15 protein-coding genes are annotated in these 19,008 nt (G+C 46.7%); 9 read left to right on the top strand and 6 right to left on the bottom strand.

Features of this window, described 5'->3' with window-relative positions:
* The first annotated feature begins 5 nt into the window (after positions 1-5).
* The 8 genes from ACO05Z_RS09860 (at position 6) to ACO05Z_RS09825 (ending at position 10,211) form a co-directional block, all read left to right on the top strand.
* Positions 6-686, top strand: a complete 681-nt coding sequence (locus ACO05Z_RS09860) for a TVP38/TMEM64 family protein (RefSeq protein WP_421902008.1) — start codon at positions 6-8, stop codon at positions 684-686.
* A gap of 39 nt (positions 687-725) precedes the next feature.
* Positions 726-1,901, top strand: a complete 1,176-nt coding sequence (locus tag ACO05Z_RS09855; RefSeq protein WP_421902007.1) for a Crp/Fnr family transcriptional regulator — start codon at positions 726-728, stop codon at positions 1,899-1,901.
* A 1-nt stretch (position 1,902) separates the two neighbouring features.
* A complete protein-coding gene (locus ACO05Z_RS09850; RefSeq protein WP_421902006.1) occupies positions 1,903-3,042 on the top strand; it encodes a cyclic nucleotide-binding domain-containing protein in 1,140 nt (379 codons plus the stop codon).
* A 105-nt stretch (positions 3,043-3,147) separates the two neighbouring features.
* A complete protein-coding gene (locus ACO05Z_RS09845) occupies positions 3,148-4,071 on the top strand; it encodes a biotin--[acetyl-CoA-carboxylase] ligase (protein ID WP_421902005.1) in 924 nt (307 codons plus the stop codon).
* 303 nt (positions 4,072-4,374) lie between these two features.
* Positions 4,375-7,953: a PEP/pyruvate-binding domain-containing protein gene (locus ACO05Z_RS09840; RefSeq protein ID WP_421902004.1), complete on the top strand. Its 3,579-nt coding sequence runs from the start codon at positions 4,375-4,377 to the stop codon at positions 7,951-7,953.
* 154 nt (positions 7,954-8,107) lie between these two features.
* Positions 8,108-8,548, top strand: coding sequence for an exosortase system-associated protein, TIGR04073 family (locus tag ACO05Z_RS09835; RefSeq protein ID WP_421902003.1), 441 nt, complete (start codon positions 8,108-8,110; stop codon positions 8,546-8,548).
* Positions 8,549-8,641: 93 nt separating this feature from the next.
* Positions 8,642-9,466 carry a DsbA family protein gene (locus tag ACO05Z_RS09830; protein ID WP_421902002.1) on the top strand — a complete coding sequence of 275 codons (825 nt, stop codon included), beginning with the start codon at positions 8,642-8,644 and terminating at the stop codon, positions 9,464-9,466.
* Positions 9,467-9,563: 97 nt separating this feature from the next.
* Complete coding sequence (locus tag ACO05Z_RS09825) at positions 9,564-10,211, top strand: methyltransferase domain-containing protein (protein ID WP_421902001.1); 648 nt, start codon at positions 9,564-9,566, stop codon at positions 10,209-10,211.
* An 84-nt stretch (positions 10,212-10,295) separates the two neighbouring features.
* Here ACO05Z_RS09825 and galE read toward each other — a convergent pair whose 3' ends face one another.
* A complete protein-coding gene (gene galE / locus ACO05Z_RS09820; RefSeq protein WP_421901999.1) occupies positions 10,296-11,282 on the bottom strand; it encodes a UDP-glucose 4-epimerase GalE in 987 nt (328 codons plus the stop codon).
* Positions 11,283-11,496: 214 nt separating this feature from the next.
* On the opposite strand from galE, the gene ACO05Z_RS09815 reads away from it, so the two are divergent.
* Positions 11,497-13,053 (top strand): DUF4139 domain-containing protein, encoded by a 1,557-nt coding sequence (locus ACO05Z_RS09815; RefSeq protein ID WP_421901998.1) that lies wholly within the window; start codon positions 11,497-11,499, stop codon positions 13,051-13,053.
* Between the two features lie 78 nt (positions 13,054-13,131).
* Here ACO05Z_RS09815 and ACO05Z_RS09810 read toward each other — a convergent pair whose 3' ends face one another.
* The 5 genes from ACO05Z_RS09810 to ACO05Z_RS09790 form a co-directional block, all read right to left on the bottom strand.
* Entirely contained in the window at positions 13,132-14,427 is a 1,296-nt protein-coding gene (locus tag ACO05Z_RS09810; RefSeq protein ID WP_421901997.1) for an OmpP1/FadL family transporter, read from the bottom strand.
* A 463-nt stretch (positions 14,428-14,890) separates the two neighbouring features.
* A complete protein-coding gene (locus tag ACO05Z_RS09805) occupies positions 14,891-15,634 on the bottom strand; it encodes a TlyA family RNA methyltransferase (RefSeq protein WP_421901996.1) in 744 nt (247 codons plus the stop codon).
* Positions 15,635-17,086, bottom strand: a complete 1,452-nt coding sequence (gene thrC, locus ACO05Z_RS09800) for a threonine synthase (protein WP_421901995.1) — start codon at positions 17,084-17,086, stop codon at positions 15,635-15,637.
* A 103-nt stretch (positions 17,087-17,189) separates the two neighbouring features.
* Positions 17,190-17,693: a DUF456 domain-containing protein gene (locus ACO05Z_RS09795; protein ID WP_421901994.1), complete on the bottom strand. Its 504-nt coding sequence runs from the start codon at positions 17,691-17,693 to the stop codon at positions 17,190-17,192.
* Positions 17,694-17,696: 3 nt separating this feature from the next.
* A complete protein-coding gene (locus ACO05Z_RS09790) occupies positions 17,697-18,992 on the bottom strand; it encodes a phenylacetate--CoA ligase family protein (RefSeq protein ID WP_421901993.1) in 1,296 nt (431 codons plus the stop codon).
* Positions 18,993-19,008 lie beyond the last annotated feature (16 nt).

Below are 19,008 nucleotides of genomic sequence, written 5' to 3'. Positions count from 1 at the left end.
GATCAATGAAAAATAAAATACTCATAATTACGTTTCTTGCTGCAGTGGTGGCGCTTTTTTTTGCCTTTGATTTAGATCGGTTCCTGACTCTTGAATATTTAAAAAATTCACGACAGGAATTTCAGTTTTTTTATGATCAGAATCCATTTCTAACTGTTTTTTCTTTTTTTCTGGTTTATGTGCTGGTTGTGGGGGTTAATCTTCCCGGGGCAACGGTGCTTGGACTTGCCGGTGGAGCTTTGTTCGGTTTTACCGTGGGCGTGCTGACTATTTCGTTTGCCAGTACTATTGGAGCAACATTGGCTTGTTTCTTTTCGCGTTACCTGTTCAGGGATTACGTGCAGCGCAAGTTTGGGGATCGGCTGGAAAAAGTGAATCAGGGGATTGAAGAAGAAGGTGCGTTTTACCTTTTTACCATGCGGCTCATTCCAGCTATTCCTTTTGTGGTTATCAATCTGGTCATGGGGCTTACACCTATCAGGTTAAGGACCTTTTATTGGGTTTCGCAGCTGGGTATGTTACCCGGGACTATGGTTTATGTGAATGCCGGAAAGGAACTCGGTCAGATTGATTCCCTGTCTGGGATTGTCCAGCCAGGAGTATTGATTTCCTTTGTCTTGCTGGGGGGCTTTCCACTTGTCGTGAAGAAGGTTGTCGGGCTTGTTAAAATGCGCCGTAGTGTGTAATATTTAGGGAAATTAATTTTTTATTAAGCACGGTTAAAGATGATTGTCAGGACAGCACCAAGTATTCGGACCTACCACAAGGGTAAGGTTATTTTTAACGAAGGACAGGAAAGCAAGATTGCTTATATGATCAAGTCCGGAACTGTCGATATTTTTAGAATTATCGATAAGAAAAAGACGGTCATGGGAACCCTGCGCCGGGGTGATATCTTTGGTGAAATGTCTTTGCTGGCTAACCAGAAGCGTACGGCCAGTGCAGAGGCCGCCAGTTTTTGCGAACTGGTGGTGCTGACTGAAGAGATGATGAATAAGCTGCTTCGGGCTTCTCCCGAGACCGTGCGTAAGATGTTGGAGCTGTTGGCTAAGAGGGTTGCTGCTACCGACATGAAAGCTTCCAGCTCAGACCAGAACGATTCTTTCATTGCTCTGGCAACTATTTTAGATCTTGCCTACCGGGAGTTTGCTTATATTCCACGTAATAAGCAGCGTGAAATTGAAAATTATCAAATGGGACTTTCGGTGAAGTCCTATACTGATACAGTTAAAAGTCTGGCCGCCTTTTCAAATCTTGAAATTGAATCTTTTCTGGAAACCGTTTTCAAGCTTCGGCTGATTGATATGAAAAGTGTCAAAAAGGGCGATAAGAGCGCATTTGTTGAGCGGTATATCAACATTAAAAATTTTGAACAGTTCATGCCTAGTTTGCGCAATCTTTATAAGCAGATGAGAGAACTTGGTGCTAACGTGGATCAGCGCATGACTTTTATGAGTTTTACTGATTTAGCTCAAAGAACCGGTAGTACTCCGGAGTTGATTTACAAGAAAGTCATCAAGGAAGAAATGCCTGAAAATCTACTCTTTTTTAACCGGGAAAAAGCAATTGAGTGGGGTAAGGGCAAGGATCCTAATTTCTTTAAGAAGTTTCGCAGGCCACGAAAAGCCCTTGAAGATCTTGAGTCCGTGGAAGACATTATTTTTATTGATAACCCGACCCTTAAAAAGGCTCTTGAAGGATTTAATTTTTATAATATTTCGGTCCTATATTCAGCAATGGATCAGCAGGGTAGGGATAAGCTTAAGCGGAATGTTGGCAAAAAGGTTTCTCAGATTTTGTTGCGAGAACCTCCTACCGATCGTGATCCCAGTGATCCGGAAGTCCTTGAATGTTGTGATGAGCTCCTTGATAATGTCCGGAAACTGAAAGGAGTAAAGTAGTATGGCAGCAGCCAGACCGCAATCTAAAACTTTCCTCAAGGGTGATGTGATTTTCCGGGAAGGGGACAAGGGGCATGTTGCATACATGATCCAGTCCGGTTCCGTTAATATTGTTAAGAATATTAAAGGAAAACGACAAATCCTTGCTACCTTGGGGCCGGGTGAACTTTTCGGCGAAATGGCCATCATTTCGAAATGTGAAAGGGTTGCAGGAGCTGAAGCTGCTTCAGAGTGCGTGCTGTTGGAACTGACCGCTAGACTGATTCTTTTGTTGCTTAAGAGAAGTCATCCCACTGTGTTTCATTTGACCAGAGTCTTAGCTTCCCGCCTTGCCCGAGCTGACCGAGCTGTATCTGAAAGCCGTAGCGACAATTCCTGGCTTACCTTTTGCCGCTTGCTGCATATGAAGCACCGTATTTTTGAGACCGCTCCCAAAAGTGAGGAAGCGCCCATCGGGATAACCCTTGATGATTTGTCTCGAGAATATTCTGAAATTACAAATGGATCGCAGCATGAGATTGATCGTCATCTTAAGTCCGCAATCGGCTTTAACATGATTTCAGTCAATAGGATCGCTTCGCAGACTTACCTGAGTATCAACAATCCTGATGATTTTCTGGATATAGCCAAGAATCTTTCTGAAGATATCAATAAGTTCAGCGGCAAGGTTTTTCTTTCTGACTTTGTAGATATTTATGATTTTTCATCCATTGTCGATTCCAACCCGGAGATGATCTACAAAAAGATCGGGGTTGGAGATTTTCCGGAAGATATTTGCATGTTGCACAAGGAAGCAACATCCAAATGGGTTGAAAAGAAGGGCGCGCAATACTTTAAGGAAGTGAAACGCAAGCGTAAATCTATTGATGAGCTAGAGGGCGTTGAAGATATCGTCTTTGTGGATATCGGAACCTTAAAATTGGTTTTTCGCCAACTTGGTTACTACAAGCTTGGTATCCTGCTGGCAATTGCCGGAGATGAAGCCAAAAAGCGCATACTGGCTGCCATTTCTACCAAGATTGCTGCAGCCATTACCCGCGATTCCAGGTCTTCTGATGCTATTGACCAGAGCGAAGCTGATGATGTGGAAGAAGAACTTATTGATATGATCAGGGAGATCAAGTCTTCTAAAAAAGAATAATGTTGCACATCGCGCTGGCTTTGGTTAATAATATAATTAAGCTAAAGTATTAATAAAAACAGGGTTAACCTTGTCAACCAGCCTTAGAACATGGGATAGTGCAGCATGATTACTCGAATTACTATTATCAGCGGTAAGGACCCCAGTCCTCTCCCCAAGACCAACCCGGAAAATCTTTTTCAGGCCCACCCATTATGGGCGCGTGACATTGAGAACTTCGGCCCTTGGAACAGCGAGGATGCTGAGTACAGGACTTACTCAACATGGATATCCGGTTCACGGACGGGGGTGCCTGTTGCGGTTTGCGGTTCCTGTGTCTCCAGTCTCGATGTTGCTTGGCGCTTGAATGCCCTTGAGGACCTTTCGGAATGGGGAAGCGTACTGGCTGTTGAACAAAACACCGGACGTGGACAGGTTCGGCGTGAATGGATTTCTCCTCCCGGAAATGTGTACGGCACCATCAAGTGGCCTGCACTGCCGGAAGCGAAGCCCGGTGAAGTTCGTCCTGTCTGGAACCGTATTCTCCCCCTTATTGTCGGGTATCTGACTTGTAATGCTTTGCGTGATCTTGGTGTTGATGCCCAGCTTAAGTGGCCTAACGATATTCTGATCGATGGCAAGAAGGCTGGAGGTATTCTCATTGAGGAGCGCGGAAATGCAACCATGGTCGGTATCGGCTTGAATTTATCGTATGCTCCGGCCCGTGAGCTACTCCGTGCCGATCATGCTGTTCCTGCCGGCAAGCTTAATACCGATACAATGCAGCTTGGACCTCTGGAAACATGGGTTGAATTGATCAAGCATTTCAGAGGTAATTTCGAGCAGATTATTTCCATGCAGAATACTGATGATTTTCTTTATGAACTTCAAGACCGTCTGGTCTGGTTCGGTGAAGAAGTCAAGATTGTGGATGGTCCTGAAGGTGTGGATCGCGGAGTTATCTGCGGTTTGCGTTCTGATGGTGGGCTCGTGGTTGATTACAATGGTGAGCAGCACGAGATATATTCCGGCTCGGTAATGCCTTTATAATGCAGATAGATACTGTTTTTGCTTGACATACGGGCTCTGCTGAGGAATTTGTGTTCTGTTGCCGGGTGAACTGAAGGGAAGCTTTTCACCCGATCACGGCAATGCCCGGAATGCAGCGGAGTTCTTCCGCCTGCGCCCGAATCAGTATCATTTATTGTCAGCGCCCTTGTCTTTTGCCAAAGCAGGGTGCTATATCTGTTTATATTCTGTTAATTTCTTTTCGATTACTGATTATCTTATTTACCCGGATTTTAAAGAAAAAAATCCAAGAGCATATCTTCAAAGATGTGTAAGGAGGAAGTGATGGCTGGTAAGACGGAAGAAGCAGTTTCCGCTAAAAGTGCGGGAACAGCAGCTCCCAAGAAGTCCCAGGCTAAAAAACAGCTTGAAAAGAAGCTGATTCTAACCGGTGCCGATATCGTTAAAATCGGTGAAGATGCAGAACTTCTGGTCGGCGGAAAGAACTATAATACCGCATTGATCAGTCAGGTTGAAGGCATCAGATCTCCCCAGTTCAGGGCTGTTTCATCTATTGCATTCCATAAACTGCTGGATGAAACCAAAGTCAATGCGAGTGTTGTCAGGGCTGTAGTTGACAGTGAATACAACGCAGTGGACTGGAGCAGTGAAGAAGTTAACAGTGACAGTGAATTTTTACAGAAGTTTGTCCGTTCTATAGCTCTTGTAATTAAAGAAGAAGCGGGCAAGCATACTGAAACTCAGATTCAGCTGCGTACTTTTATTAATAACGTTGTTGAAGGTTTCGCAACCTCTCCTGAAGGAATTGACCAGTTACGCAAAAGATCCGTACTCGTGCAGAGTGCGATTCTTTCAGTGGTACTGCCCAAGGATGTTGAAGCCGCAGTCAGGGAAGCTTATCTTTCAATCTGCAAGGATGCAGGGCTTGAGAATGAGCCTGTGGCCGTACGTTCCTCCGCAGCCGGTGAAGACAGCCGTAAAAAGGCTTTTGCCGGACTTCAGGACACCTACCTTAATATTGTCGGCGAAGACCAGTGCGCCGAAGCATATCATTGGGACTGCGCATCCGCTTATAACCTGCGCAGTATGACCTATCGTCGTGAGGCCATTCTTGATGCCGTTACCTTGGCTGAGAATACCGGCGATGCATCCATTGCCGAAGATGCCAAGAAAGAGTGGGCTATTGAGAATACCTCCCTTTCCGTCTGCATCATGCGTATGATCAACCCGGTTATTTCCGGTACTGCATTCAGTGCTGATACCGCTACCGGTTGCCGGGGAACAGATCGTAAGGATCTTGTTTCCATTGATGCCAGTTATGGTCTCGGTGAGGCTGTTGTAGGCGGCATGGTCACCCCGGATAAATTTTACGTATTCCAGCGTGATGACGGCTCTGAAGTTGTTGTCCGTAACATGGGTAGCAAGGATAAGAAGATCGTTTACAGTGAAAAGGGCGGCACCAAGGTTGAAAAGGTTCAGCCTGGCGCAGTCTACCGCTGGGCTCTGTCCCTTGCTCAGGCTGAAGAAGTCGCCAAAGGCGTCCGTTCCATCAGTGATGCATACGGCGGTATGATTATGGATACCGAGTTCTGCCTTGATGCGGCAGACCGTCTCTGGTTTGTTCAGGCCCGTCCTGAAACCCGCTGGAACGAGGAATTCGAACAGCATCCCGATTCCATCTTCATGCGCAGGCTCGAGGTTGACCCCAAGGAGCTTGAAGAAGCTGAAGTCGTGCTTGAAGGTAACGGCGCATCACGCGGAGCAGGGCAGGGTACTGTAAAGTATCTCCGTTCTGCTCTTGAGCTGAACAAAATCCACAAAGGTGACATCCTCGCGGCTGAACGTACCGACCCGGATATGGTTCCGGGTATGCGTATTGCTTCCGGTATCCTCGCTGACGTGGGCGGCGATACCAGTCATGCAGCTATTACCTCTCGTGAACTGGGAATTCCGGCCATCATCGGTATCCAGAGACTTGAAGTCCTGCGTTCCCTTGAAGGGCAGGAAATCACTGTTGACGGCTCCCGTGGTAAGGTCTACCGCGGCGCACTGCCTCTCATTGAGGTGGGCGGAACCATCAATGTGGCTGAACTTCCGGCTACCAAGACCAAGGTTGGTCTGATTCTCGCTGACGTGGGACAGTCCCTGTTCCTTTCCCGTCTGAGAGAAGTGCCTGATTTTGAAGTCGGTCTGCTGCGTGCTGAGTTTATGCTTGGTAACGTGGGTGTGCATCCGCTGGCCCTTGAAGCTTATGATAACGGAACCCTTGATAAGCTGGTTCAGGATAAGCTTGATGAGCTGGATGGAAAACTTACCACAGTTATGAAGACCCAGCTTGATTCCGGTCTTATTTCTCTGAATATTAATCTCAGGGAGTACGTAGGTGCTTTGACCGGCCTGACCGAAGAAATGGATTCCATGGCCAACGCTAATACCGCACGCGGTACTGAAGAAGTTCTGGCCATGCACCGCAAGCTGCGTGAGCTCGACAAAAAGCTTGACCACTATCTCGAGCATGCCACTGAAACTCTCTACACCTTAAAGACTTCCGTTGATATTGAAGAACATCTGCGTGGCGTTCTCGGTATCCATGACGCAGAGCATACTGATTTCAAGTTCATCTACAAGCGAACTGAATCTCTTGATGAACTGCCGGAGATGCTCGTTAAGGCTAAAGATAATCCTGTGGTTATCGAATACATTGAACAGATTAAAGCACTGCGTGAAGAAGTGGCTCTCAAGATGGGACTCAAGTCCGAAATGGATGAAGTCACCACCCTGCGTCAGCGCATTACTGATATTATTAAATCCCGCGGTCTAAGAACCGGTAAGGAAAATTATATCCAGACCCTGTCTCAGGGCTTGGCTCTGTTCGCCATGGCCTTCTACGGCAAGGATATTGTTTACAGAACCACCGACTTCAAGACTAACGAATACCACAACCTGCTTGGCGGTTTGCTCTTTGAACATTACGAAGACAACCCCATGCTTGGTTACCGCGGTGTTTCCAGAAATATCCATGACTGGGAACTGGAAGCCTTCAAGCTTGCACGTGGTGTATTTGGCGGTAAGAATCTGCACATCATGCTGCCCTTTGTACGTACCATCGAAGAAGCTCGCAGCATGAAGCGTTATCTCTCACAGGTTCATAATCTTGATTCCGGTAAGGACGGTTTGAAACTGATCCTTATGGCTGAGATTCCCAGTAACGCTGTTCTCAGTAAGGAATTCATCAAGGAAGTTGACGGATTTTCCATCGGTTCCAACGATATGACCCAGCTGGTGCTCGGTACTGACCGTGACAACCCCAGCCTGCAGCATATCTATGATGAAGAAGATCCAGCCGTTGTCTGGGCAATTCTCTCTGCTATCTTCACCGGACAGAAGTTTAGTAAGAAGATCGGTTTCTGCGGTCAGGGTGTTTCCAACAGTGTCATCCTGCGCGGTGTAGTCTGCATTGCCGGGATCGTTTCCGCTTCCGTTGTCCCCGATACCTATCTCCAGACCAAGCTTGATATGGCAGCTGTTGAAGCCGAGAACATCAAGGTCAGTGAGCTGGGACAGTGGATCAGGGCCCGTCACTTTGAACGCCTTGCCAAGCTCATGGAAGAGAACGGCTATAGTCACATCATCAAAAAGTACAAGACCCCCGAAGATCTCGAGGATTGGTACGAAGGTGAGATTAGAAGACTTAACGAACAGCTCCGTGACAACATGGATTCCCCCAGAGAGTCCTTCATCAGGCAGGAAATGGACACCTTCCGCGGTACCTTTCACAAGCCGGTCATCTACTCTGCATGGGATTGGAATCAGACTGTTGAAGATGCCATGCATCATGCTGGCTTTGCCACTTTTGAAGAGCAGGAAGCAGCTCTTGAAGAGCAGCGCAAGAAACAGTGGTAATCCCACTTTAGAACAAATCATGAAAAGCCGTTCCTTCGGGAACGGCTTTTTTTTGTTATACTTCTGTTCAGAACCCTTTAATAATCCAGTAAACACGCGGCTAGTCTTGACAGGAAACTGGAGCATGGGCATATATTTAAGAACAGGAGATAAGATGATTAAATCCAAAAGATTTGTACAAATATTACTCATAGCAGTGTCGTTGTCCTCAGTGCTGCTCGGCGGTTGCTCTCTCAATTCTGCAAACTATGTTGGAAATGAGGAAAGTTATTCTGAGCGCGCGCCCCGTAAACTGGGTCGTGGCATGACCAATATTCTGAGTGCTCCGTTAGAGATTCCCAATCAGGCTGTCGACCTTGCTGCTGAGAATGACGAACCTGCTGAACAGGCCGCAGGATATGTCGGAGGCTTGTTTGTAGGTTTTGCATATGCTGGAGGACGTGTTGTCTCCGGTGTTTATGATATTATTACTTCTCCCTTTGGTGGCCCCGCTGTCCCCACCATGGATCCGGACCTGATTCATTCTGATTATTGCGAAAAGGTCGAAAAAAGGGATGAGTCATTTAAGGATGTCACCGGGCTTGGAGCTGAGTAGGTCCAGACCTGTTTGAACTTATAATTTTACAAAAACCTCCACGGTCAGGCCGCATGGAGGTTTTTTAATGAACTGCTGCTGAAGAGGATTTTTATGCTGAAGAGAATAGCACTCGCGCTTTGTTTTGTTGTGATGGTTTCCGGTTGTGTGAATAAGCAGATACTTAAGGATCAGATTGCTGAAGTTATACGTGAGAACCCTCAGATTGTAATTGATGCAATGCGTGAGAACAGCATGGATATGCTGGCAATCGTGGAACAGGGCATTGACCAGCGTGAAAAGCTTAAGCGTGAAGCTATGCTGGTAGCGGAGATTAAAAATCCGTATCAGCCACGTATTTGGGCCGAAAGACCTATGCTTGGTAACCCTGACGCTCCGGTAACTATTGTTGAATACACCGATTTTCTTTGTCCGTATTGCAGCAAGGGAGCCAAGGTTGTGAGCAGGCTCGTGAATGAACAGCCCGAGAAGTACAAGCTTGTATTCAAACATCTGCCTATGCATAAGAATTCCCGTGAACTTGCTCTTGTCTTCGAGGCAATTGCACAGTTTAATAAGAGTAAGGCCTATAAATTCCATGATCTTGCCTTTGACCGCCAGAAGGAACTTTATGAAGATAAAGAGGGTGTAGTTTTAGGTAAAATTCTGGAAGAAATAGGCGTTAACCCCGATCAGCTCCAGAAGAGTCTTAATTCACCTCAGTTGCAGGAATTTTTGCTGGCTGATGAAAAAGAAGCCGGTGAGTTCAGAATTGATGCTACCCCCACATTCCTTGTTAACGGAGTTTCTGTTCGTGGATACCTTCCTGCGGATAGATTTGAGCAGATGGTTGATATGATTATGGAAAAATCTGCCAAGATGGCTTCGGCGGAGACACCTGAAGGTGAAGTCTGCGAAGATTGCCTGAACCAGATGTAAATGGTGTTGTATGAGGGATATTACTAATATTGCTGAGCCGCCTGCTGATTTGCACATTTGTTTTGGCGGTGGGGATTTTCGTGCCGTCGGGAATAAGATGATTGATTTTTGCCGGGAGAAGCTGAACCTGCAACCTGATGAAAATGTTTTGGATATCGGTTGCGGAATCGGGCGGCTCGCTTTCCCATTGCTTGAGTACCTTTCCGAAGAAGGGGGCTATGAAGGTTTTGATACTTTCCCTGTAGGCATCAAATGGTGCACGGAGAATATTACTCCGGAATTCCCTAATTTCAGGTTTCAACTTGTTGATATTTTTAATTCAACATACAACCCCTACGCCCAGACCAAAGCTGCTGATTTTGTCTTTCCATATGAGGATGACTGCTTTGATCTGATCATGCTCAACTCCGTGTTTACGCATATGATGCCGGAAGACATCATGAACTACATCAAGGAGATGGACAGAGTTCTTACTGATAAAGGGCGTATCTTTGCGACTTTCTTTCTGGTTAATGAGGAATCCAATGCATTGATGAATCAAGGTAAAAGCACACATGATTTTTTCAAGTATGGTATCTTTTATACTGCAGATCCCAAAGATCCCATGGACGCTGTTGGTTATGATGAAAAATTTGCTTTGAATATGTTTGAGCAGCGAGGGTTTAAGATTAAAGAAATTCTATTTGGTGGCTGGTGCGGGCGTAAGGCAAATAATCATCAGGATATATTGTTGGTTACCCGTTAAGTTCCTTTATTCATGTTGAAAAAGAAAGCTGGAGTCTGCGTTAACGCAAACTCCAGCTTTTTCTTTTTTTGTGTAGTCAGAATTTTAGAATGCCGGGTTTTTATGCCAGCGGTAGGCTGTCTCAATGATCTCACGCAGGTCGGCGTATTGCGGAGTCCATTTGAGCATTTCAGTAGCTTTTGAGCTGTCTGCTACCAGTCGTGGGGAGTCTCCCGCCCTTGCAGGTTCATAGTCGAATTGAATATTTCTTCCGATTACTTCACTCGAAGACTTGATTACATCGAGTATGCTGAATCCTTTGCCGTTTCCAAGGTTGAAGGAATTAGCGCCTTTGTTGTTGGACATAAATCCGATAGCCTTGAGATGTGCGTCACAGAGGTCCAGAATGTGGATGTAGTCGCGTACACAAGTTCCGTCCGGTGTAGGGTAGTCGCTACCAAAAATTTTCAGTCTGCGCCCTTCGTCAATGCAGCTGAGCAGGATGTTGGGGATCAGGTGGGTTTCAGGGGAGTGTGCTTCGCCGATAGTGCTGTCCGGGTGTGCGCCGGCAGCATTAAAATATCTGAAACAGACTGAATCCAGTCCGTAGGCTACTGCGTAATCCTGTAAAATCTCTTCAACCTGAAGCTTTGTCCTGCCGTAGGGATTAAGAGGCTTTAGCGGATGTTCTTCAGTGATCATATCCATTACCGGTTCACCGTAAACTGCAGCAGTGGATGAGAATACAAACTTATTCACATTGTGCTTACGCATAGCCTGCAACAGATTGAGCGTACCAGTTACATTGTTGTCGTAATATTCAAAAGGTTTTTCCACTGATTCACTGACCACAATCAGTCCGGAAAAGTGGAAGACAGCATCAAAAGAATTTTCAGCAAAAAGCTTTTCAAGGTCTTCAGGGTTGCGCAGGTCGCCCTTTATGAATTTGCCCCATTTGAGTGCTTCCGCATGCCCAGTGGAGAGGTTGTCGAAGACTGTGACATCATGTCCGGCTTCGGCGATCATTCTGGTCATGTGGGAGCCGATATATCCTGCACCGCCGCAGACGAGCAGGGAGAGTTTGTTGCTCATTATTTTGCTCCGGTTGTAGTGAATAAATTGAATATCAAACGTACCGACTATTTATCAAAACCAAGCATTTGTCGAGGGGATGCTGAACTGAGGAGGTAAACGTGAACAATCTATTTGAGCAGGTGCTTATTGAGTGTTGTTGAACCTTATTAATATCTGCTATGATGAGTAATCAAGGTCTGTTTCAATTTGATTATTAACCGAGGATAATGATTTGCGTAAAAGATGTATATGCATGGCTCTGGTTTTGTTTGTTCTGCTTTGCGGTTCGGCCTTTGCTTCTGCTGAGAGGGTTGTATTTTATCCCTCAGGTGCTGATTTCAGCAGCAAAGTTAAAGCTGACTTGAAGCGTGATGTAAACGGTGACTATGTAATGTTTACCCTTTCCGGGCAGGCTGTGCCGGAAACATTCACTATAGCATCCCTGACCAAAGGGGTGGCAATTAATGATGTGTCATGGGTGCGGAGCGACCTCTCTCGTTCTCCTGCTGCAATTGAGCTGGGTAAAAAAATCGACCAGCTGAAATTTAAAAAGAATGCCGTGATTTCCCAAAAGCAGGCAGTGGACGGCGGGATTGCCTTTTGGAAAGAACGAGGGAAAGAGCAGCAGATCAAACCATCCGATCTGGGAAATATTGCCGGACAGGTGGTTAGTAATCTTTCTAAGCTTTATACCGAATCTGCAAAACTAACGGTCAAGATTGATGAGTTGCAGGAACTTATCAATGACTTGCAGCGTCAGTTGAAGGAAATGTCCGGAGGCGGCAAGCTGGTCTGGAATGTTAAAGTGTCAGTGGTAGCCAAGGGAGCTAAAAGTGCTGATTTTAAGATAGGCTATATGCTGCGTAATTGCGGTTGGACTCCTAAGTATAAGCTTGATGCATTTCCGGGTGCCGGGAAGGTCGCGTTTACCTTTGAAGCGGAAATTCGTCAGGGCAGCGGTATGGACTTCAAGAATTGCGATGTTGCACTTGCAACGGTTAAGAAGCATTCCCGAATTTCACCGCCTGAACTTGGACGCTGGGTGATAGAGCCTAAACCTGAATCTGAGCCGGAAATGGAACGTTACGCCATGGACCAGATGAATATGGCCATGGAGGCTGCCCCTATGTCTAAGGTCGCAGCCATGGGCAGGGGGCTCAAACGTGCTCCCAAGCGAGTCAGCAAGGCAACATATTCTTTGTGGGAGATGGGCAAAAAAACTATTCCGGCAGGTGGTACCCGCAAGTATGCAGTTGAAAGTGAGATATGGAAATCTGACTTCTCATTTATTGCGCGTCCTTCCCTGACCTCTGATATTTTTGTTTCTTCAAAAACATTACTGGCTGAAGCCAAGGATTACCCCGTCGGAATAGCCCTGATGTTTATGGAAGGGACCATGATTGGTAAGAAACGTTTTTCTTTCTCCGGTAAGGAAAAGAAGTTGTTTTTCGGTTCTGACCCAATGCTTAAGGCTGAGCGCAAGACTGTAGAGAAGAAATCCGGTGAGCAGGGCATGTTCAGCTCCAAGCAGACCTATAGCTGGAAATATAGCCTTGAGCTTGAGAATAGTCGCAAGACTCCGGTTAAGGTATTGGTACAAGAGCCTTCTCCGGTGTCAGGAGATAAGCGTATTAAGTTGGAAATAGTCACCGAGCCAAAGGCTGAGATTAAGGATGATAACTTTGAATGGAAGATAGAGGTTCCTGCTGCCGGTAAATACACTGTAACTTACGGTGTTGAAATGAAGGCCCCGGATAATATGGATATTGATCTGGGTATTGGCAGATAAAGTTTTTTAGCCCGTATAAAAAGAAAAGGCCCGTTCCAAATGGAACGGGCCTTTTTGTATTCTTTGTAATCTCTGAAATTAGAATTCGAATCCAACGTCAAGGCTGACAATGTGGGTGCGGGAATTGCTGATTTCAGTATCAAGAATGCCTTCAGCAGGCCTTGCTTCGATGGTGCGGTCCTTCATCCAAAGATAGTTGTAGGCTGCATCGATTTTGAAGTTGTCATACTTCCAGCCGAGACCCAGGGAAACGTTCTGGCGGTCACTGGTAGGCAGCATGTAGTCGATGTAGCTATCGGGGATGGGGCTCTGGTCGTAGAAGTAACCGACTCTGAGAGCGAGGTCTTCGATGGGCAGGTATTCAACACCTACTTCGAATCTCCAGACGTCATTCCATTTTTTGGTGGCAGAGACATCGTTAAGACCGATAGCGGTGTCTTTATCGAAGTGGTAATCAATGGCGCTGTAATCGCTCCACATGGAGAAAATCGCATCAAATTCGATGCTCAGGTTTTTCATGGGCTTATATTCAACACCACCGAAGATCATGTGCGGGGTGTTCATGTCCATGGAAATGTCAGTATCATTGAATCTGTTAGCAGGTACTGCAAGCCCGGTAGGAACTTCGTAGCTTGCGGAGCCGGAAGCTCTGTGGTTCATCTTGCTGCGCCAGGACAGACCAACTTTCCACTGATCGTTAGGGGTAATGTGAATACCTGCGTTAATGCCGGGGGTGAATCCGTTTACAATAATACGCTGGTCAATATCGGCGGCGTAAGTAGTCGGGTCTTTAGGGCTGCCGGGAGTTGCATCAAGTTTCTTTCTGAGGTCGGCGCGGACCTTCATGAATTCAAGACCAACCGCCATGGAGAAAAATTCGTTGAATTTATAGGCAAGGTTGGTGTTGAGTGAGTAACTTTCAATTGCGGTATTGTAGGAAGCGTATCTACCAGCCCAATTCTCGTCGAATTCAGTACCGAGGCCGAAGCGGGTAAAAGTAGCGACTCCCAGCCATACGTTATCATTAATCTGATGGGTAATGAAAGCGTTGGGAGGGAAGTAAGAGTTCTTTGTCATGCTGGATTTAGTGGAAACACCATTGTAGGTGGTGGTCAGATCCATCATGGGAGAGATCATCGCCACACCTGCATGAACGTGAGTTCCGTTCAACTGGGTGATACCGGCAGGGTTCCATGCAACAGCAGACGGATCGTCTGCTTTTGCTACCATGGCACCGCCAAGGGCGTTGCCGCGAGCTCCCCACTCGTAGATGGCAAAGCCTGCTGCTTCAGCTTTAGTGCTGAATCCGGGGACTATTGCCAGTCCCATTAAAATAATCAACATGCTGAGACATGCTGTAAATCTGGTCCTCATATACACTCCTTCAAAAAATGCTGAAAATGCTTAATGACTTAGCTATGATAAAGTCATCCCCTCAAGAAAATGCATATACTGACTATCTTGAATGTTAAATTAAGTAAAGTAAAATTGACGCGATTGTAAATTACTGTGAAAATAATACAGGGTTAAATTGATATAAATTTGCATACATGTGTGTATGTTTATTTGTTGTGAAGAGTATTGTTGAGTTTCTGCTCTTGTATGAACTAAAAATTACAATGCTAATCTCTGACTTTTGCGCACAAGTAATAGTGATGCTGAATTGAATAGCGTTGTAAAGAATAGTGAATGAGTGTTGTTTTAAACGCTTTTAATATTGTTTTGAGTCTTTTGTATCTTGAATTGTGATTGTGAAGATGTGGAATATGTTGATTAACATAAAAAAAGCAGCCACATTTCAGTGACTGCCTTTGTGCTATTCTATAGATTTAATTGATCAACGAACAAAATAAGCTAAGTATTCCTGATTCCCTTTCGGTCCCTTAATACTCGAAGGGACTAAGCCCTTAAGATGGAGTTCAAGCTCAGTAGATGCAAAATTAACAATCATATCTACAGCTTGCTGCCTGAGTTCTTTGTCGCGGACAATGCCTTTATCTGTCTGGCCGGGGCCGACTTCGAATTGCGGTTTGATCAAACAGACAATTTCGCCACTTTCTTTAAGGAATCGGACTAGTGCTGGAAGTATCTTGGTCAAAGAAATAAAGGATACATCGCAAACTACCAGATCAACTTTTTCCGGTATCAGGTCTTCCTCGGCATGACGCAAGTTGATGCGTTCGAGGTTGGTGACCCGCTCGTCCTGTTGCAGCTTCCAATGCAACTGTCCGTAGCCTACATCAGCAGCATACACACGGACAGCACCGAACTGGAGCATACAGTCGGTAAATCCTCCGGTGGAGGCTCCGGCATCTAGGGCGACTTTACCTTCAGGATTAAGGCCGAGTTCTTCAATAGCGGTTAGCAGTTTATAACCGCCGCGGCTAACAAAGCGGTCACGGCCTTTAACTACGATTTCAAGGTCAGGATCGAGCTGCATTCCCGGTTTGGTTACCGGGAGTTTCTGCCCGTCCTTGAGGTAGTGAGCCTGTCCGGCCATGATCATACGCTTGGCCTGCTCGCGGCTTTCTGAGAGTCCCTGAGCAAAAAGCATCTGATCTGCGCGTTCCTTTTTTGCCACTTATTTTTTCTCCAGACCGAGCATGGAAACAACGTTTTCTGCTGCCTTGGAAATGTAGTCAGCCTCAGACATTTTTTCTTTCTCGCTGCCTTCGATTACAAGCTCAGGCTTGTTGGCGCGGGTGGAGTCCGGGGTAACTTTATATTCGGCAGGAAAGTCGTTCTGGTAATACATGTCCTGAAAGCCAATAAATTTCAGCTGGTGGGCAGTAGAGTCGAGTACTGCGCTTTCGTTCTCGCTAATCAGCCCCAGTTCTTTGGCCCGAATCAGTCCGGCAAAGCATTCTCCGCCCTGAGTACAGGCAATGTGTCCGTGGGAGTTGGCAAGGAGCATGGAGTCCATGATCATCTGTTCGCTGACCTGAACAACCTGAAATGCTTTTTTGCCGCCGATAGCTTCAAATTTTTCTGCAAAATGTTTCACGCGCGGGAAGGAAACCGGGTTTCCGATCATTGCAGCCTGAGCAACAGAGGGTTGTACTTTTACAGGCTTGTATTCGCGTTCGTTTGTATCTTCAACAGAGTAGTAGCGGTAAACCGGGTCGGCATGAGCAGACTGTACACCAAATACGCGGGGCAGTTCGGTAATGATTTCAAGCTCGTAGAGCTTGAGGAAACCGGCCATGATGGCGGTGATGTTACCTGCGTTTCCGATGGGTACAAAGATACATTTGCCTTTGAGGTCCCAATCGTACCACTGGGCAACTTCGAATGCGTATGATTCCTGTCCCAGAATACGCCAGGAGTTCTTGGAGTTGAGCAGGGCAACACGGTAGTTGTCCGCGAGGTTTTCAACAACTTTCATGCAGTCATCAAATACGCCGGGAACTTCCAGCACCTTTGCGCCGCTACCCAGAGGCTGGGCCAACTGCTGCGGGGTGACTTTACCCTGCGGCAGGATAACTACGGATTTTACGCCTTCTTTCATGTAGGAAGCGTAGAGGGCTGCCGCTGCAGATGTGTCACCGGTAGATGCGCAAACTGTCAGGATTTCATCCCAATCGTTTTTGTTCATCAAGGCGTTGATGTAGCTGAAAGCGCAGGCCATGCCACGGTCTTTAAAAGATGCGCTGGGGTTCTGGCCGTCGTTTTTGTATGCAGTCGTGATTCCGGTAACTTCGTTAAGAGCAGGGCTGGAAGCAACAATAGGGGTGTTACCTTCACCGAGATAAAGAATCTCATCTTCTTCCATAACCGGAGCAAAAAGTTCGTAGAAGCGGAAGATACCACGCAGGCTGTCGTTTTTAGTTGCGCAGCGAGCATCAAAGATTTCGCGCCACTCTTTGCCGCTGGTCTTTTTCAGTTCCTCGAAGTTCAGGTCTTCGAGGATGAATACAGAACCACATTCAGGGCAGGTGTAGTGCAATTCATTCACGTCATAGCGGGCATTACATCCCAGACAGTGATATTCCATTTTACCGCGATATTCAGGGAACTTATTAGCAAGACTCATCGTTTGTCCTCTCTAAAAAATCTAATAAGGATTCCAAAGGGATTATCCCCTTTGGCCGCCGGAGGCGAAATCAATTTATTCAAGCGCAAAGCGCATCAGAATTCTAAGCAGGCCAGATCTTGGGAATACTCATGGCAAACATCCAGACGCCGAGGCTGATCTTGATAGCCATGCCGAATGCCTTACCCCAGAACGCGCCCCATGCGGAATGTTTGGCTTCATCAAAGCTTCTGCCATGGGTAAGTTCAAGTACAAGACAGCCGCCGAATGAGCCAAGCAGCGCTCCGGGCAGGGCACCTAGCCCAAAAAAGAAGGGCGCTCCAAGGATTGCTCCGCCGATTGCGCCGATGAACGCGCCGATGTTGCCGCGTCCGGTTGCTCCGTATTTTTTTCCGCCAAAATACTGGGCTACAAATTCAAGGATTTCGCCGACAAGGGCGATGACTCCGAGAATTATAATGAAGTTCCAGGTCATTGTTTCGGGCTGGTAAAATTTCCATCCGGCAACAAGAGCCAGTACCAGCCAGTTTGCCGGAAGCCCGAATACATGCAGTGCCAGCGAGCACAGCATGAGTAGAATAACCAGAACTGCCAATGCGGTGATCATATTTTATTCCTCATCCCTGAGGTCGACAACGCGTACGGCTTTTCCTTCCGCTTTAGGGATGGAGTTGTGCTGTACCAGCTCGACTCTGGGTGTGATCAGGATTTCGTCACGCAGCATGCCGGCAATCTTCTTCTGGATGCCCTGCAGCGCGCGCATATCTTCAATGAAGTATTCTTCTTTAATCTCTACCTTGACTCTGATCTGGTCCATGAGACCTTCCTTGAACAGTTCAATGAGGTAGTTCTGGCCCACTTCGGGGATACCCATGATAATCTTTTCGATCTGCATGGGATAGATATTTACACCCTTAAGGATGAGCATGTCATCTGCACGGCCCATAATGCGGTCAATGCGGCGTGAAGTACGGCCACACTTACACTGGCCGGGGATGAAGCGGGTCAGGTCACGGGTTCGGTAGCGGATGATGGGCATGCCTTCACGGGTCAGGGTAGTCATGACCAGTTCACCAACTTCTCCTTCAGCAACGTGTTCACCTGTCTCAGGATTGATGATCTCAGCGATATAGGAATCTTCCCAGACGTGCATGCCGTCCTGTTCGGTACATTCAAAGGCTACACCCGGACCGTTCATTTCGGACAGTCCGTAGGAGTTGTAGGCTTTGATACACATGAGTTCTTCAATCTTACGACGGGTGTGCTCGGTATGTGGTTCCGCACCGATAAGGGCAATTTTCCAAGGCATTTCTGCCGGATCGTAACCTTCGTCACGTACTTTTTGCGCGAAATAAAGAGCGAAAGATGGGATGATGTGCAGTGCAGTGACGTTGAAGTCACGGATTAGCTTGATCTGACGTTTGGTGTTACCTGCTCCTGCGGGAACGGTCAGGCAGCCGAGGCGTTCAGAACCGTAATGGATACCAAGGCCCCCGGTGAACAGACCGTAACCGGACATATTCTGGAGCACATCACTTTTGCGCACACCCACTGCATACATGGAACGGGCCATAAGGTCGGCCCATGTATCGAGGTCCTTTTGGGTGTAGAGAACTGCGGTAGGTGTTCCGGTAGTACCGGAAGAAGCGTGCAGACGCACAAAATTATCCAGCGATTGGGTCAGCAGTCCGTAAGGATACTGGGAACGCAGGTCATCTTTGGTGGTAAAAGGCAGTTTTGTTATATCATCAGCAGTTTTGACGATAGATGGATCGATGCTGTTCTTCTTAAAAACTTCACTATAATACGGAGAATTTGCAGCCAGCTCGATGGTTTTCTTCAGTCTTTGAACTTGGAGTTCTTCCAGTTTACCCCTTTCAAGGGTCTCGGCTTCATGAAAATACATAATTTTCTCCGTGTAG

Source organism: Maridesulfovibrio sp., assembly GCF_965230075.1.
Lineage (GTDB): Bacteria > Desulfobacterota > Desulfovibrionia > Desulfovibrionales > Desulfovibrionaceae > Maridesulfovibrio.
Note: the sequence above shows the minus strand (reverse complement) of the source record. Positions and strands in the feature narration are given on the sequence as shown.

Coding starts and splice junctions, on each gene's coding strand:
- ACO05Z_RS09845 (WP_421902005.1), top strand. CDS start 3,148: ATGATTACTCGAATTACTATTATCAGCGGTAAGGACCCCAGTCCTCTC.
- ACO05Z_RS09825 (WP_421902001.1), top strand. CDS start 9,564: ATGATTGATTTTTGCCGGGAGAAGCTGAACCTGCAACCTGATGAAAAT.
- galE (WP_421901999.1), bottom strand. CDS start 11,282: ATGAGCAACAAACTCTCCCTGCTCGTCTGCGGCGGTGCAGGATATATC.
- ACO05Z_RS09835 (WP_421902003.1), top strand. CDS start 8,108: ATGATTAAATCCAAAAGATTTGTACAAATATTACTCATAGCAGTGTCG.
- ACO05Z_RS09810 (WP_421901997.1), bottom strand. CDS start 14,427: ATGAGGACCAGATTTACAGCATGTCTCAGCATGTTGATTATTTTAATG.
- ACO05Z_RS09855 (WP_421902007.1), top strand. CDS start 726: ATGATTGTCAGGACAGCACCAAGTATTCGGACCTACCACAAGGGTAAG.
- ACO05Z_RS09795 (WP_421901994.1), bottom strand. CDS start 17,693: ATGATCACCGCATTGGCAGTTCTGGTTATTCTACTCATGCTGTGCTCG.
- ACO05Z_RS09830 (WP_421902002.1), top strand. CDS start 8,642: ATGCTGAAGAGAATAGCACTCGCGCTTTGTTTTGTTGTGATGGTTTCC.
- ACO05Z_RS09840 (WP_421902004.1), top strand. CDS start 4,375: ATGGCTGGTAAGACGGAAGAAGCAGTTTCCGCTAAAAGTGCGGGAACA.
- thrC (WP_421901995.1), bottom strand. CDS start 17,086: ATGAGTCTTGCTAATAAGTTCCCTGAATATCGCGGTAAAATGGAATAT.
- ACO05Z_RS09850 (WP_421902006.1), top strand. CDS start 1,903: ATGGCAGCAGCCAGACCGCAATCTAAAACTTTCCTCAAGGGTGATGTG.
- ACO05Z_RS09860 (WP_421902008.1), top strand. CDS start 6: ATGAAAAATAAAATACTCATAATTACGTTTCTTGCTGCAGTGGTGGCG.
- ACO05Z_RS09790 (WP_421901993.1), bottom strand. CDS start 18,992: ATGTATTTTCATGAAGCCGAGACCCTTGAAAGGGGTAAACTGGAAGAA.